Annotated in this window: 11 protein-coding genes and 1 tRNA gene; 7 read left to right on the top strand and 5 right to left on the bottom strand. The window is 45.4% G+C overall.

Annotated elements, in window-relative coordinates; genetic code table 11:
* Both V6M43_RS08255 and V6M43_RS08250 read right to left on the bottom strand, forming a co-directional pair.
* Positions 1-74 (bottom strand) — tRNA-Val (locus V6M43_RS08255).
* Between the two features lie 50 nt (positions 75-124).
* The gene (locus V6M43_RS08250) at positions 125-1156 is read right to left on the bottom strand and encodes an LLM class flavin-dependent oxidoreductase (RefSeq protein WP_332734185.1); all 1032 of its coding nucleotides are present in this window, start codon (positions 1154-1156) and stop codon (positions 125-127) included.
* Positions 1157-1293: 137 nt separating this feature from the next.
* On the opposite strand from V6M43_RS08250, the gene V6M43_RS08245 reads away from it, so the two are divergent.
* Entirely contained in the window at positions 1294-2859 is a 1566-nt protein-coding gene (locus V6M43_RS08245) for a peptide ligase PGM1-related protein (RefSeq protein ID WP_332734183.1), read from the top strand.
* A gap of 26 nt (positions 2860-2885) precedes the next feature.
* On the opposite strand, the gene V6M43_RS08240 is transcribed toward V6M43_RS08245, so the two are convergent.
* Both V6M43_RS08240 and V6M43_RS08235 read right to left on the bottom strand, forming a co-directional pair.
* Positions 2886-3713 (bottom strand): aldo/keto reductase, encoded by an 828-nt coding sequence (locus V6M43_RS08240; protein ID WP_332734182.1) that lies wholly within the window; start codon positions 3711-3713, stop codon positions 2886-2888.
* Complete coding sequence (locus tag V6M43_RS08235) at positions 3707-4690, bottom strand: phytanoyl-CoA dioxygenase family protein (protein ID WP_332734180.1); 984 nt, start codon at positions 4688-4690, stop codon at positions 3707-3709. The genes V6M43_RS08240 and V6M43_RS08235 overlap by 7 nt, the downstream gene beginning before the upstream one ends.
* A 150-nt stretch (positions 4691-4840) precedes the next feature.
* On the opposite strand from V6M43_RS08235, the gene V6M43_RS08230 reads away from it, so the two are divergent.
* The 4 genes from V6M43_RS08230 to V6M43_RS08215 are packed head-to-tail and all read left to right on the top strand — an operon-like array spanning position 4841 to position 13026.
* Positions 4841-5701: an AraC family transcriptional regulator gene (locus V6M43_RS08230; RefSeq protein ID WP_332734178.1), complete on the top strand. Its 861-nt coding sequence runs from the start codon at positions 4841-4843 to the stop codon at positions 5699-5701.
* 15 nt (positions 5702-5716) lie between these two features.
* Positions 5717-6340, top strand: coding sequence for a GNAT family N-acetyltransferase (locus tag V6M43_RS08225; protein WP_332734176.1), 624 nt, complete (start codon positions 5717-5719; stop codon positions 6338-6340).
* A gap of 12 nt (positions 6341-6352) precedes the next feature.
* Positions 6353-7564, top strand: coding sequence for a M48 family metalloprotease (locus V6M43_RS08220; protein WP_332734174.1), 1212 nt, complete (start codon positions 6353-6355; stop codon positions 7562-7564).
* A 14-nt stretch (positions 7565-7578) separates the two neighbouring features.
* A complete protein-coding gene (locus tag V6M43_RS08215) occupies positions 7579-13026 on the top strand; it encodes an AAA domain-containing protein (RefSeq protein ID WP_332734172.1) in 5448 nt (1815 codons plus the stop codon).
* A gap of 50 nt (positions 13027-13076) precedes the next feature.
* On the opposite strand, the gene V6M43_RS08210 is transcribed toward V6M43_RS08215, so the two are convergent.
* Positions 13077-14168 carry an NAD(P)-dependent alcohol dehydrogenase gene (locus V6M43_RS08210; RefSeq protein WP_332734170.1) on the bottom strand — a complete coding sequence of 364 codons (1092 nt, stop codon included), beginning with the start codon at positions 14166-14168 and terminating at the stop codon, positions 13077-13079.
* A gap of 180 nt (positions 14169-14348) precedes the next feature.
* Here V6M43_RS08210 and V6M43_RS08205 point away from each other — a divergent pair, with 180 nt between their 5' ends.
* Positions 14349-15764, top strand: a complete 1416-nt coding sequence (locus V6M43_RS08205) for a S41 family peptidase (protein WP_332734168.1) — start codon at positions 14349-14351, stop codon at positions 15762-15764.
* A gap of 27 nt (positions 15765-15791) precedes the next feature.
* Positions 15792-16619 carry a helix-turn-helix domain-containing protein gene (locus V6M43_RS08200; protein ID WP_332734370.1) on the top strand — a complete coding sequence of 276 codons (828 nt, stop codon included), beginning with the start codon at positions 15792-15794 and terminating at the stop codon, positions 16617-16619.
* Positions 16620-16626: the final 7 nt, after the last annotated feature.

Genomic DNA, 16626 nt, shown 5'->3' with positions numbered 1-16626 from the left:
TGGAATGTGGCGGATTCGAACCGCCGACCCCTACCATGTCAAGGTAATACTCTAACCAACTGAGCTAACATTCCGGGACTGTAAAATAATGAACCTGACCGAGCCAGCAGCAAAAACCCGGCGGTCAATCTATTCTTGCATAAATACTACTGTTGCTAAAGATGGAAGCTACTAACTCCATCGACTTTTTCCTCGCTTCCAGATCGTGCACATAGGTGGCGGCCATGATCTCATCCACACCAGTTTTATCTAGGAAGGCCTGTAATGATTCGGCAACAGTTGTTTTACTGCCACGGAAAGAATAGGTAAGCATATGCATCACAGAATTTCTTTCCGGCTCAGTCCAGATGCCTTCCATGCTGCTGACCGGTGGAGCCAAAGGCCTCCGGTCATTGCGGAAGAGTCCCAGTGCTAACTGGTAAAAGGAGCTGGCGAGGAACTCTGCTTCTTCATCAGTTCCGGCCGCAATGATATTGACACAAGCCATTGCATAAGGCTCTTTAAGAAATATCGAGGGCTTGAAATGGCTGTGGTAAACCTGAAGGGCGTCCATTAACTGGGCTGGCGCAAAATGGGAGGCAAAGGCAAAAGGGAGGCCCAGCATTCCCGCCAGTTGTGCGCTATAGGTGCTTGAACCCAGAAGCCATACCGGAACTTTTGTTCCCTGTCCGGGTATGGCCCTCACTTTTGCCTGCGGGTCTGCATCGCCGAGGTAATTGATCAGCTCAACCACATCGGAGGGAAATTCATTGATATCCCCTTTAAGACTTCTTCTCAATGCATGCGAGGTTACCGGGTCTGTTCCCGGCGCGCGGCCAATGCCAAGGTCAATTCGCCCGGGATACAATGTTTCAAGCGTTCCAAACTGCTCGGCAATCACCAGGGGAGCATGGTTGGGTAACATGATACCTCCCGACCCCACCCTGATACTATTTGTTCCACCTGCAACATACCCGATCAATACAGATGTGGCTGCGGAGGCCACACTTTCCATATTATGGTGTTCTGCAAACCAATAGCGCTTATAACCCAGACTCTCAGCCGTTTGCGCCAACTCCAGGCTTCGCCTGAAGGCATTACCGGCATTCATATCGCCCTGGTGAATAGTGGCAAGATCAAGTATTGAGAAAGGTATAGATGATAATTTCCTGTTCATTATTTTGAAGGTTTCGAAGTACAGTCTTAAACAAGATATCCCTCACATTGTTTTCAGGCATAAAAACTTAACAATCACCTGCGGGGAGGCAATGTGGAATGCACTCTTTTTTGTAACTTCTAGCCAAACTAATGCTTATGTCGCCTTCCCCCGGTCACCTGGGTAAAACCTTTGTTAAATGCGATGACTGCCCTCCTCCCGGAACACCGGAAGAGAATGCCGCGTTCTCCGATATCCAGCAAAAATTCGGTAAGCAATTTGAAAGCATTTTTCCGGATAAACTGGCGCCACGAACCGTCATCATCATTCCCTCGCTCACACTCGACCAGGATATCCTTTCAAAGATCAAAGGCGTGGTGCACTATGAGGAACGCATGTTATGCCTCCTGATGTTATTGCGCATGCCCAATACAAATCTTATTTATATCACCAGCATGCCTGTTGCAGATACCATTGTAGATTATTACCTCCACCTGCTTCCGGGTATTACGGGGCATCATGCTAAGAAGCGACTTACTATGTTAAGTTGTTATGATGCCTCCATAAAACCACTCACACAAAAAATTTTAGAAAGACCAAGATTGCTGGAAAGGATAAAGCAGTTGGTGCCTGATAAAGAAGTTGCACATCTCACTTGTTACAATGTAACTAGCCTCGAAAAATCTCTTTCAGTACAATTGGGTGTTCCATTATTTGGTACCGATCCCGATAAATTATACGAAGGCTCCAAATCAGGTAGCAGGAAGAGTTTCCGCGAGGCAGGAGTTCTATTACCTGATGGCTTTGAGGATCTTCATACCCGGCAGGATATTGCAGAGGCACTTGCTAAACTTAAACGCAGTAATCCATCACTTCGCAAAGCGGTTATTAAGATGAATGATGGATTTAGCGGTGATGGTAATGCGGTTTTTAAATATGCTGATCTGGTTATAGATGATGCTTTGGAAACAAATATCGAAGCAGTGCTCACAAAGCAGATGAGTACAGTTGCCAAAGATCTGAGCCAGGCTATGTTTTTTGAAAAGTTCCAGGAGATGGGCGGAATCGTGGAAGAGTTCCTGGAAGGAGAAATCAAAATGTCGCCATCCGTGCAGTGCGTTATCAATCCAACCCGCGAAATAAATATTGTTAGCACGCACGACCAGGTGCTTGGTGGTGATGATGGGCAGATCTTCATAGGTGCCATCTTCCCTGCCGACGAAACATATAACGTAACGCTTGCAGAAGAGGGAATGAAGATTGCAGTTGTTCTTGAAAAGAAAGGAACCCTGGGAAGATTCGCCATTGATTTTATATCGGTGAAACAGGAAGATGGTTCCTGGAAACATTATGCTATCGAAATAAATCTTCGCAAGGGAGGCACCACGCACCCTTACCTGATGTTGCAGTTTTTAACCGGGGGCAAGTATGATGCAAAAAAAGGAGCTTATATAACAGCCGGCAACAGCAAGCGCTATTACTTTGCTTCCGATAATGTTAGCAGTGAAAAATACAAAGGACTTACACCCGATGATCTAATTGATATTGCCATGTATCATGAGCTTATGTACGATGGCGCCGCACAGGAAGGCGTGATGTTTCACCTGGTTGGTGCACTTTCTGAATTTGGCAAACTAGGCCTCGTTTGCGTTGGCAGCTCTCCTGAAAGAGCTAAGGCTTTCTATGATAAGACGCTTGCCATTTTGGATCATGAATGTTGCTGATATGCAGTGAATACTTCTTCCATTTTTTAAAGCATCTCCATCGGATTATCGCAGATGCGGAAGTTTTCGTTGAAAGTATCCATGAAGGCAACATCATCTGCCGTGAGCTTAAAGTTAAGCGACCCGAAGTTTTCCTGGAGTCGCTTCTTGCTTACTGATTTTGGGATCGTTGAAATCCCATGTTCAATATTCCATCTCAATACAATTTGTGCAGGCGAACGATCATATTTTTCTGCCAGAGCAATGAGCCTGGGGTCACCAAGTTTAAGTCCTCTCGTAAGGGGTGAATAAGATTGCAATTGGATATTTCTGTTTTGGCAGTATTGCAGTAATTCACCCTGGAATAACCATGGCGTAAATTCAACCTGGTTGAGCATTGGTATGATAAAAGCATACGATTCAAGCTCATCAAGGAATTCAACAAGGTAGTTGGCCACACCGATAGCCTTTACCCGTTTATCATTGTATAGTTTCTCCAACGCTTTCCAGCTTTCTTTTCTCTGACCCTTTACCGGCCAGTGTATAAGGTACAGATCTACATAATCCATTTGTAATTTTTCAAGGCTCTTTTCAAAAGCGCGGAGTGTTGCATCATAACCATGGTCGACGTTGCCAAGTTTTGTTGTGACGAAAACATCGGCCCGCGCTATATTGCTATTCCGCAGTGCATTCCCGATCTCATTCTCATTCTCATATAGGGATGCGGTATCAAAAAGCCGATATCCTGTTTCCAGTGCATCCTGAACAGCCTGCTCCGCTTCAGCGCCATGCATATCATAAACACCGAGCCCCAGCAACGGCATTTCTATGCCGTTGCTGAGTGTAGTGTAGGGTTGGTTTATAGTGCTTACCATTTTTCTATTCCTAATAATTTCTTTCCCAGCTCAGTCAATTCTGCTGTGCCATATTTTGTTTGTTCCCAATTACGTGGATCACCGGGGAAAGCATATCCTTCAGGTGCTATCCTGTCTTTCCAGGAAGCAATCCTCCACTGAAGCAATGCCTCATTATCTTCTTCCGCCGGCATCATCGAAATGTATTGCGCAATCCTGACTTTATTCTCACTGTTATTGGGCCTGATGCCATGTGGTTGCAGGCTATTGAAGATCAGCAGATCACCGGCCTGCATTTTTACCTTTACCGGCTCAAAGCCTGTTGTATCGGGCCTGAAGCGATTCCTGTCTTCCGGCTGGGTAAGCTTCCATGTATCATAGGTTCGGAACAGCTCCGGAATGCACTGAAAGCCGCCCATATTTTCATCATCCTGGTCGGCCAATGCCAGCACCCCCTGCACATTCACCGGCTTTGTTTCCGGATCATAATCCCAATGGATAAAGCCCTTGTATTCAAATCCCGGACGAATAGGAAAATTCAGATTTGCCCTGTCGATAGTCACCCACAATTTCTCTGTTCCCCATATATCAACAAAGGCATCATACACACGCGGCATCTGGCGGTTGTTCCAGAGTGCCTGGTTATTATATACTTCCACCATACCTGTGTTGGTAAGCTCTTTCATTTGCATCTCGGCCCGGGGGGCTGTATACCAGGTAGAAGGGTCATCAGCTTTCTTCTCTTCAAACTCCCAAAGGAATGCTGCTGTTGCCAATGCCTGCTCTCTGGGAACCGCATTTTTGATGACGATATATCCATTGTGGATCCAGAAATTCCAATCGTCCTCACTCATCACCCGCAACGGTTCTCCATTGCTCCGGTCGTTCAGTTTTACGGCACTACTTTTGGCAGTGGATGGATTGCCGGGTATGTCCTTATGGGCATTACCTGCTGCCATGGTAGGCGCCATGGTGGGTGTCATTGTTTGTTCTTGCATATGGCAATTTTTAGTTGGTTAAATACAGATCAAAAGTACTTCCCTTCTGAGGCCATTTTCAACCATTCCAATGGCCGGTTTTTGCACTGTATTGACATAATTTTTGTAATTTGATAATCCTGCATGCATACCGGTACCAAAACCAGTTAAATGAAAGTTCGGCTTGAAGCCATAAAACCAGATGAGGACAGCTCCTTCAAAATTCTTCTGACCCCCCGGCTGAATGAACTTTTCTACTGGCATTTTCACCGCGAATACGAGATCGTATATGTAGAGGCGGAAAGCGGTATCAGGCATATAGGTGATCATATTTCACGTTACCAGGAAAGTGACCTAGCGCTTATTGGTCCGGATATCCCCCATCTCAACTTCGACTATGGTGTTAAAGCTACCGTAGAAACAGTAGTGGTGCAGATGAAAGAGAATTTCCTGGGGGAAGCATTTTTTTCACTCCCGGAAATGAGCGCCGTGAACACCCTTTTTGAAAGAGCAAGAACGGGACTCGCATTCTATGGCAATACAAAAAAACTTGCGGGTGAAAAGTTGAAAGGACTGAGTGCGCTTTCGCATTTGGATCAGTTGATCTGTTTGTTACAGGTGTTTCAAATTCTTGCCGCCAGTGAAGAGTTCATTGAACTTGGGGCCAGGCCTATCGCAAAAGCATCGGTACTCAAAGAGCAGCAACGCCTTCATCGTATTTACCATTATATCGAAACACATTACCAGGAACCTATCGATGTTAATGAAGTGGCTAAACTGTCAAACCTTACCACCGCCGCGTTCTGCCGCTATTTTAAAAAATCAACCCATCTCACCTTCACAGATTTTATCAATCGCTACCGGATCAACCAGGCTAAAAAAATATTACTCCAACAGCAATCAGTAACCGAAGCATGTTATGCAAGCGGTTTTGAGAATCTGTCTTATTTCAACCGTACCTTCCGGAAGTTTGCAGGAGAAAATCCAAGCGCTTTCCGAAAACAACAAGCCAGCCGCATCAACACATTATAAAACCAGCACATACAATTGTTTTCCATAAAAGCATATCGCATTGAAACAGCGCGGCTGGTAATCAGGCCTTATTGTAGTGCCGATACCGCCATTGTTGATGCTGCCATTAGTGCCAGTCTCCCTGAATTACAACAGTGGCTGCCATGGTCATTGAAAGAACCCATTTCATTGCAGGAGCGCGAGGCCCTGTTAAAAAAATTTCAGCTTGATTTCGAAGAAGGAAAGGATTTTGTCTTCGGTATTTTCGATAAAGATGAAAAAACACTGATCGGCTCAACCGGATTGCATACCAGGCTGGATGCGCATTCGAGGGAGATAGGCTACTGGATCAATAGTCTTCACCATGGTAAAGGTTATGCAACCGAAGCCGTGATGGCATTGGTGAAACTGGGCTTTGTGGTGGAAGACTTATCACGGATCGTTATCAAGTGTGCGGATACTAATCTGGCCAGTGCTGCCATCCCTCAAAAGCTGGGCTTTAAAATGATTGAAAGAACAACAGGTGGTGCGTCAGGCACCAGCGGTCACCCACTTTTGATATGGGAGATGCAAAGGGATGATTTCAACAGCAGCTCCTTTGCAGATATGGAAATTCTTGCATTTAACAGGAAAGGAATTAATTTGTTCCTTCATCCATAATCCAGGCCTCATATGTTATCTGCCTTATCCTATCACCAGAAGGTCAAAGACCATTTCAGAGCTCAGTCAAAAACATGGGACTATTTCGCGGGCGCCAGCAATAAAGAAGAGCAACTGTTGCAATTCAAAACGGAATTACTGAGAAATACCTATAAGTTCGATCCTTCCAGTGAGCCATTCATCTATGATAAGATCAATATCATAAAAGATAAACTTGGCTTGCAGCAGCTTCCGGTTACGGTGTACCAGGCAGCGCATACTGATGAGCTCAATGCTAGTATTGTATACCTAAACAATGAAGCCCATATCGTTTTCAGCGGGTCAATTATTAAGCTTCTTGATGATGAAGAGTTGCTGGCCGTTTTGGCGCATGAGCTTACTCATATAAAACTCTTTACGTTACAGGATGGTCACCTTGAAGTGGCTGATCGTATCATAACAGCTATAGCAAACCACCACCAGAGTGAACCTGCCTATTATGAAACAGCCAGGCTATACCGTTTGTACACTGAAATATTTTGTGACAGGGGCGCCTGTATGGTACTCGGGAAAACAGGACCTGTGATCAGCTCCCTGGTGAAAACATCTACCGGCCTCGATAAAGTGAACCCCGAAAATTATCTTAAACAGGCCGAAGAAATTTTCTCTGCCGATAACAATACCAAAACTGCCGGTATCAGTCACCCCGAAAATTTTATCCGTGCTCGCGCAGTGCAATACTGGCATGAAAAAGGTGATGCAGCAGAAGCTGTTATAAACAGTATGATCGAAGGAATGAGTGAGCTCGACCAGCTTGATATTTTTCGACAGAAAGAACTCTCCCTGCTCACCAGGAAAGTATTGCAGCTATTCCTTAAACCAAACTGGTTTCGCACCACTATGGTGAGTAGCCTGGCCCGACAATACTTCCCTGATTTTTCATGGGATGATGCCGCATTGATTGATGATGCCCTCGTTGAAAGAATCAGTAATGATCACAGCAGTATCAAAGAATACCTGGCCTATCTCCTCCTTGATTTCGCTTTGGCCGACCCCTCCCTTGAAGAGATCCCACCCGGCAGGGCACTTCAATTTGCGGAAGAGATCCGGATCGTTGACCAGTTCAATACTATCCTGAAAAAGGAATTGAAACTCAGTGATAAGAAACTTCAGCAATACAGGGAGAAAGCACTCATGGCATATAGCCGCGTGAAAGAAAACGAAGGAGAACAGATTTACAATTAATTATCCATTCCGCTATGGAATTACAAAGAGTACCATTTCGAAAATTCCTGGAAACAGCATTTGACCAGGGCATCTATGCAACCGATGATGTGATCGCTTTTGTGATGCCCCTCTTCCGCGAGGTGCTGGCATTTCATGAAGCCGGACTGGTGGCGCCATTTGGTCGTGAAGATTCATTATTCATTTCCGGTAATGCCATTGATGTTGACGAATCATATTGCCATAAGCCTTTGAAGGCTTTGCAAAAAGTAAAAACAGTTTTTGCAGAACTGCAATCTCATAAGTTTGATGTTGTTGGTCATAAAACCGTTGAAACAGATATCAATGATGGCGAGGTTAGAGTTGATAATAGCGAGGTGCATTTTAATATCAACGAGCCGCTTCGCTACCCTGCCTATATTCCGGGCTACAAATGCTTTGAACATCTGCTCGGGCATCATGATGAACTCACTGATATATTCTGCCTGGGACTTGTACTCGGCAGTATGGCGCTTGGTCTTGATCTCTATGATAAGGATGACCTCGAAACCTTTGCCAGCTACCGCAATAATCCAGTTTACCATAATCAAAGGATCCATCCCACCATCTCTGCGCTGATCACTGAAATGACGACCCTCGACCGGCAGAAGCGCGCCGCCGATCTGTATGATATCATCCACCGGCTTCATCATTACCGCGACTTTGATCCCGAAAAGCAAACCGATCTCGCTACCGTGGCCGGATGGATCAGCAAAGACCTCTCCGAAAGAAGCCAGTTCATTCTGAGCAAACTTCGTAACCGCCTCTTTGATAACAGCCGCCGTAACAGGTTGCTTTATTATAAACCCAATGCCCGCTTTGTAAACCTTACCGTAAGCAGCGTTCCTTTGGTGCTGCATTACCAGAGCATCCGCGCCGATCTTCTCTTTACCTGGAACAGTGAACTCTCTTCAAAAGTTTCCGGAATGAAGGAGATCATCCTCAATAAATACCTGCGCTTTGAAGACCATGCTTACCTGCCATCCGCCCTTGATAAGATCAGGGTGGAAAGCCAGCGAGATGTGCAGGAATATGGATTCAGTCAACTTAAAATGGTGATCGCTTTTTTAAACTGGCATAACCTGAAGGAGGATATCAACGAAAGAATTCAGAGCCCCCTTTTGCTTGTGCCTGTTGAACTGAAGAAAGTAAAACGCATAAAGGAAGATCATTTCGTGGTGAAAGTCCTTGACAGCGAGGCGGAGGTGAACCCTGTTCTGGCAAATCAACTGAAAGAACTCTATGGTATAAGTCTCCCTGATTTTATTGACCTGGAAGAAATGAGTCTGGATACTTTTTACCAGCTCCTGAAGGGGCAGATCGATGCAGCCAACCAGGGCATTCAATTACACTATATCGATAAGCCAAGGATAAAACTGGTGCACAGCATAGCCAGGCAAACTATCAGTAATTACAGGAAAAAATTACGACGCCAGGGCTCTGCTATGGATGGCTACAGGAATATGTCTTACAGCTACCAGCAGGAAGATTATAAACCACTTGGACTTGAAATATTCCGCCAGAAGATCGAACACCGGGCAAGCTTTCTCGAATTCCTTGTTAATGAGGATATCAGTTTAAGTTCACAGCAACTCACGGGAAGCAATACCCGCGAAAGAACGCTCTTCGAAATGACCGATAGTGAGAGTAATCCCTATAGCTGGGATTTTGATACCTGCAATATGGTACTCGGCAATTTCAACTATAAGAAGATGAGCCTGGTTCGCGATTACAACCATGTGATCGATAACAAGGTGGAGCATCATGTTTTTGAATCACTGTTCAGCAGCCAACCCAAACCGATCAATGATCATTCTTTTGATCCGAATGATCCATCTTTATGGCACCATGTGATCACAGCTGATCCAACCCAAACAAGGGCCATCATACAAAGCAGGTCTGGCAACAGCTATATCATCCAGGGCCCGCCGGGTACGGGTAAGAGCCAGACCATCACCAATCTTATTGCTGATTTCGTGGCGAGGGGCAAAAGTGTATTGTTTGTTTGTGAGAAACGCGCGGCACTCGATGTGGTGTACCATCGCCTCAAGCAGAACGGGCTGGATGAACTCTGCTGTTATATCCATGACAGCCAGGGTGATAAAAGGGAATTCATCCGAAGCCTCAGGAGTACCTATGAAGATTTCAGCAAAAACAGGATGGACCTGAAAGCTGTAAAAGCAAACAGGCAATTATTGCTGGGTAAATTGCAGGACCAGTTGCAGGTACTCCAGCAGTTTCACCAGGCAAGCACAACCGAACCAACCGCTGCCGGTCTTGAAGTAAGGAAACTTATTGAAAGATTGATCCAATTGCAACGATCCATAATACCCCTTGATGCAAAACAGCAGGAGTTGCTTCCCTCCTATAACGACTGGTTACAATTTGGCAATACCATCCAGGAGCTGGGAAGTACTATGGAAGACGCGGGCGCCGAGGGTTCTTTTGCCTCTCACCCATTGAGTAAATTGAAAGATGACGTATTCCTTCACCAGCAACCGATGCACCTGCTCGATACCGTGCTCGGTCACACGAAGAACCTGCTTGGAGAGATCAACACAGTACTAAGTAATTGCAATATCTCTACTGATCATAGTGCCAACCTGAAACAGGTTAAGAACCTCGTGCAGGATGCTATCCTGCTCTATCCGCTTGCCGAACATAATAATCTTTCACTGGTTGATGCCACAACTCCTGAGGCAAAAGCCTTTGAGGCCAGGATCAATGAGTATGAAGAACTGAAAAAGCAATTCGCCGGAGTTAGTTCTCAGAATGAAAACTGGATCAATAAATTTTCTGAACAGGATGCTATCAACGCCATACCAATCGCAGAAAAAAACGAAGATTCCTTCTTTGGTTTCCTGAACGGCAGTTGGAGAAAATTAAAAAAACAGCTTGCACAGAGCTATGATTTTTCGAAGCACCAGGTTAAACCATCATTGTCATCCATTCTGCAGTTGCTGAAATCAGAATATGAAATTTCCAAAGCAGTTGCAGATGCAAGCACGCGCATCAGGCATGACTATCATCTCCACAGTATTGAAACCACATGGCTTGGTATTGATATTCTGCGCAATAAAAAAGGAGATAAGGAAATTGATTACCTGCTTGCGCATCCCGATGCAAATACTATTGTAAGCAGGCTGCATAAACTGAATAATACACTCCACCAGCTTGAACTGCAGTTGCAGTATTTCAATGCCGATACTTCCGAATCAACCATAGCCGCTATGGAAGATGACCTGGAGAATATATCACTGAATGCTGCACAGTTACAGGACCTGCTGCCGGTTCTCAGGCAATTCACTTCTTTACCGGATGCGGTTAAACAATTTCTTCGCACCGTTCCTCTTTCACCGGTGCAAGCCGAAGCTGCCATAGCACACCATTGCCTGCAACAGTTTTACCAGCAACAACGCGGATTTGCGGATACAGATGTAAAGGTGATTGAACAGAGTGTACAGCAGATTCGACAGCTCTACAGGCAATTGCTGAAGAGCAATGCCGACCTGATTCGCGCCTCCATACGCCAGCGCTTTTTTGACCATATGGAACTCAGTAGTACTTCTGTAACTCAACTAAGTGCTGAACAGAAACAATTCAAGAAGAATTATAACGAAGGCAGGAAAATACTGGAGAACGAATTTGCAAAAAGCATGCGATACAAAAGTATCCGTGAGCTGAGTGCTAGGGAGAGCGGGCTGGTGTTGAAAGATCTGAAACCGGTATGGCTGATGAGTCCGCTGAGCGTTAGCGATAGCCTCCCGCTTGACACCGCATACTTTGATGTGGTGATATTTGATGAGGCCAGCCAGATCACCCTTGAAGAAGGTATCCCTGCATTATACAGGTCGGCACAAACAATTATTGTGGGCGATGACAAACAGATGCCCCCAACAAATTTCTTTACAGCTAAGGCGGAAGACCCTGACGATCTCGGGTCGTTTGAAGAGGAGGAAGATGAATTGCTCAGTGCCGATGCCGACAGCCTGCTGGTTCAGGCAACCCGGAAACTTCCGGGAACAATGCTGAGCTGGCATTACCGAAGCCATTATGAAACGCTGATCAGTTATAGTAACCATGCTTTTTATGAAGCGGGATTGCTCACCATTCCAGACCGCACAATCCATCATGATAATAAAGCGGCAATAGAAGTGGCCTCCCCATCTGATGGCCCGGCCAATGTGGATCGCTTGTATGACCGCAGCATCAGCTTCCATTTTCAGACACATGGCATTTATGAGAAAAGAACCAACCAACAGGAAGCTTCTTATATCGCGCAACTGGTGAGGGAGCTGCTAAAGAGAGGATCCAAAGACAGTATCGGAATTGTTGCTTTCAGCCAGGAGCAGCAACATGCTATTGAAGATACGCTTACTGCGCTTGCACAGGAAGATAAGGACTTTGAACAGCAGCTGGAAGAAGCCTATATACGAACAGAAGACGACCAGTTTGTTGGACTCATCATTAAGAACCTCGAGAATATCCAGGGCGATGAACGTGATATCATTATCATGAGTGTTTGCTATGGATACGATGCAAGGAAAAAAATGTTGATGAATTTTGGTCCCATCAATAAGAAGGGCGGAGAGAAAAGATTGAATGTAATTTTTAGCAGGGCCAAAAAGCATATGGCTGTTGTGAGCAGTATACGGCATCACGACATCACCAATGAGTATAATGAGGGTGCTAATTATTTCCGTCGCTTCCTGCACTATGCAGAAAATGTAAGCAACGGTAATATGCAAGCAGCAAGGACCATTCTTGACGGATTGGTGGTCAATAAAAAAGATGCACCTGCAAGCAGTGAAACAAGTGTTGTGCTGCGTGAATTAAAGCTGGCACTGCAGCAATATGGATATACTGTGGATGAGCAGGTTGGACAATCGGATTTCAAATGTTCCCTTGCCATAAAAGTAGACCCGGCAGATGCGGCTTACACGCTGGGGATTTTGGTTGATGATGACCGGCATTATGCCAACAGTAATCTCATTGAACAATATTTCCAGCGGCCGGAAATTTTGAGAGCATTTGGATGGCGTTATGTACAGGTATTTGCCAAGGACTGGTTAAGACAAAAAGAGAGAGTGCTGTCACAGATATTGAGGATCATCCGTGAAGCACCAATGGATGCGGCAGAGGCAACGCCAATTGACCCATCCGCCCTTTCTGTACCGGTTTTGGAAGAAGAAACACCTGCTACCGTGGCCGTTGGTCTGCCGGGATTTGAAGACATACAATTTGAAAGATGGGTGTTCTCAGATGTTACCAGCAATAAATTCTGGGAAGTTGGCACTCGCAGTAACAAGTTGGTGATCCGTTATGGACGAATCGATACGAAGGGGCAGGTACTGGTAAAAACGCTACCTGATGCAGAGAAAGCATTGGCAGAAAAGCAAAGACTTATAAAGGAAAAAACCAGCAAAGGATATAGTCCGGCATAAAAAAGGGCAGATGATCACTCATCTGCCCGAGGTTGGCGTCCACGGATATATCACAAAGTGGCGATATCAATCACGAAACGATATTTCACATCGTTTCTTTCCATTCTTTCAAAGGCATGATTAATATCTTTCATGTCGATTAGCTCAATATCTGAGGTGATATTATTTTCAGCACAATAGTCTAGCATTTCCTGTGTTTCTGCAATACCTCCGATCAGGGAGCCGGCAACGCTGCGGCGGTTAAAGATGAGCGCGAAAGGAGGCACTTCAACATTGGCAACAGGCAATCCCACCAGTACCATAACGCCATCGGTTTTCAGCATGCTCATGTACATATTGTAATCATGCTTTGCCGATACAGTATCCAGTATGAAGTCAAAAGTTCCGGCCAGACTTTTTACTGTATCCTCTTCGGTTGTTACTGCAAAATTATGCGCACCCAAATGAAGGGCGTCTTCTTTCTTTCCAGGGGATGTGCTTAATACAGTAACATCAGCACCAAAAGACACGGCGAATTTCACAGCCATGTGGCCCAGTCCACCCAATCCAACAATTCCAACTTTTTGGCCCTTTCCAACTTTCCAGTGACGAAGCGGGGAGTATGTAGTTATGCCTGCACAGAGTAGAGGCGCCACATTGGGAAGCGATAATTTATCCGATACTTTCAGCACAAAGCTTTCATCACAAACTATATTATTTGAGTATCCACCGTAGGTTACTGAAACGCCATCTTTTTCTAAGCCACTATAGGTAAATACAGATCCTCTTTCGCAATATTGCTCAAGGCCATCCTTACAATGGTCGCAGGTTCTGCATGAATCAACCAGGCACCCTATACCGGCAAGATCGCCTTCTTTGAATTTGGTTACATGCTCACCTACTTTAGTAACGCGGCCAACGATCTCATGGCCAGGCACCAGGGGGTAGATCGACATTCCCCAATCGTTACGGATAAAATGCAGGTCTGAATGACATACTCCGCAGTATAGTATATCCATCATAACATCATGTGGTCCGGGATTTCGGCGGTCAAACTGAAACGGACCCAGGGCTCCTGCTGCCTGGAAGGCGGCATAGCCATTACTGGAAATACGGCTCTCGGATTTAATAGCACCGGAAGCCTGCTCAATGATTTCGGGCATAAGAATTCATGTTTAATGGTTTGAAAAATTCGGGAAACGGAAGCCGTTTAGAAGGGGGGAGGGATGGTCTTTAAAGATAGCAAAAAACAATTGATCCGCCTATTATTACGATCCGTTCATTGAGGCCTTGCCGTGTGATTGAAGCTTCTGCAAATTTGCAGGCATATTGAAACCTTGAATATGAAAAAGATAATCTTTGCATTTGCGCTGCTGATAACATCACAATGCTTTTCCAAGGAAAGCACAGACTCGCTTCATCAGAAATTATTTCCCGTTGTTGAATTGCAGCAGGACCTCGATTCACTTTACAAGATCCTCAACAATAACCACCCGGACCTATACCGTTTTGCCGACCGCTATGAAGTAGGGATGGCATGGGAGGAGGCGAAAAATAATATTAAGCAGCCCATGACAAGATGGGAATTTATCCGCGTGGTAGCACCGCTAGTTAACATGTTCCGTGACGGACATACCAATCTCTCCTATGATTTTGAGAGTGAAGAACTAAATACTTTTTTAAAACGCGATGGAAAATTTTTTCCCTTGCGCGTAAGCATCAGGAGCGGGGAAGCAATCATTATCGACCACTGGGAAAATTCAGGTTCTCCCCTCGCAAAGAAGAAGCTTTTGGTGGTGAATGGAAAGCCTGTTGGTGAGATCATTAAAGCACTTACTGCTCTTACCGCGGGCGACTATCCCGCGAATGTGGAAGCAAATCTTTCGCGGTTGTTTCCCTTTTTCCTTTGGGCAAATTATGGATGGGAGAAAGAATTCAATATTACAACCAGCGGCAGGAAAGGACTGACCAACAATTATCTGGTGCCAGGTGTGCCCGCCCAGGTGTATTTCGACAGGACCTTCCCAAAACAGGATTGGACAATGCAGATAAATGAAAAAGAAAGCCTGGCTATTATCAGCTGCAGTTCTTACAGGAATATGAAGACAGCTTCGGCCTTTATAGACTCAGCTTTTGCATTGGTAAAAAAGAAGGGATTGAAACATGTAGCACTTGATATTCGCAGGAATGGTGGCGGCAATTCTGCCATTGGCAATTATTTCTTATCCTATATCACCAGCGAGCCATTTGCTGATGTTGTTTCCAAGACCATCCGCGACGGAAGCCTGCTGAACCAGTTTACTAAGGGCACCTGGGTGCATAATATGCTAACTGGTTATAGGGCCATGGGCTTCCGTGATGGCGATTTGCTAACACGTGAGTTTAAGGGCAATGAGCCGGAAAAGATCAGTCATCCGGAGAACCGCTTCAATGGGAAGTTTTACTTGCTTACAGGCCCTTCAACGTATTCCTCCGCACACATGACCGCGCTGGCAGTAAAGTGTAATCGCATAGGGGTTATCATCGGAGAGCCCACTGGCGAGCGGATCGACCTGACGGGTGAAACCATTGGCTTCTCTCTTCCGAATACAAAACTCAACGGCTATTGCGCAACGGCGGTATACCGTGCAGCATGTGGAGATGGTTCGCAAACAGGGGTAAAACCTGATATCGCTTTGTCATCTCTGCCGCAGCAATTTCTGGATAGCAACGATCCCGTTCTTGCCTACCTGAAGGAACTGGTTAAAATATTCAACTAAAGTTTGTACTTTTTCGGAAAAGGGTAGCTGAAAACAAGAAACTATATACCACATCCCGCCTTACAACATATTGTAAGCACCATCAGGATCGTTCATGCGAATGTTCCCGATGAGCAGGTTGGTATCGCTTGCCCCTATCCCCCTACACCGCAACATTGCCTCTTCTTCTATATTGATGACCTGGTGGAGATGCAGAAGGAAGGCGAACAGGGTTTTCTGCTGCAACCCCGCAGTGTGATCGTGGGACCACAGATTACACGTGTTAACCTGATCGTGGGAAAAAGCCATAAAGCTGTTGCAGTGGGCTTTCATCCGGGTGGACTATACCGGCTGCTTGGAATACCGATGACGGAACTTTATGATGATGGATTTAATGCAGAAGAAATATTAGGTGCTGATGTTCGTATTGTAAATGATAAACTAAGAGAAGCTGCCGGCTTCGATGAGATCAAAGATATTATTGAAAACTTTCTTTTAAAAAGACTGCATTTGCTGAAAGAGGCCCTTCCCTTTGACCTTGCGATGCAGGAACTGTTGCTGCAAAATGGCAACCAGGGGATGGATATGATCGCATCCCTGTCCTGTTTAAGCCTCCGTCAGTTTGAAAGAAAGTGCAAAGAGAGGATCGGCATCCCCCCAAAATTCTTTAGCCGACTTGCCAGGTTCTCCAAAGCATACCGGCTAAGAGAAATGCGACCAGACCTTAGCTGGACTAATATCACGTATGAATGCGGCTACTTTGACCAGATGCACCTGATCCGTGATTTCAAACAATTTGCCGGTGTTACGCCTCGCTTCCTCGAAGACACCCTCTCGCATACGCCAATCCGTATGCAGGCTAATATCAGAATATAGTTGTCCT

The sequence above is a fragment of the Flavihumibacter sp. genome (assembly GCF_036676075.1).
Classification (GTDB): domain Bacteria; phylum Bacteroidota; class Bacteroidia; order Chitinophagales; family Chitinophagaceae; genus Flavihumibacter.
This window is presented reverse-complemented; position numbering and strand designations above follow the sequence as displayed.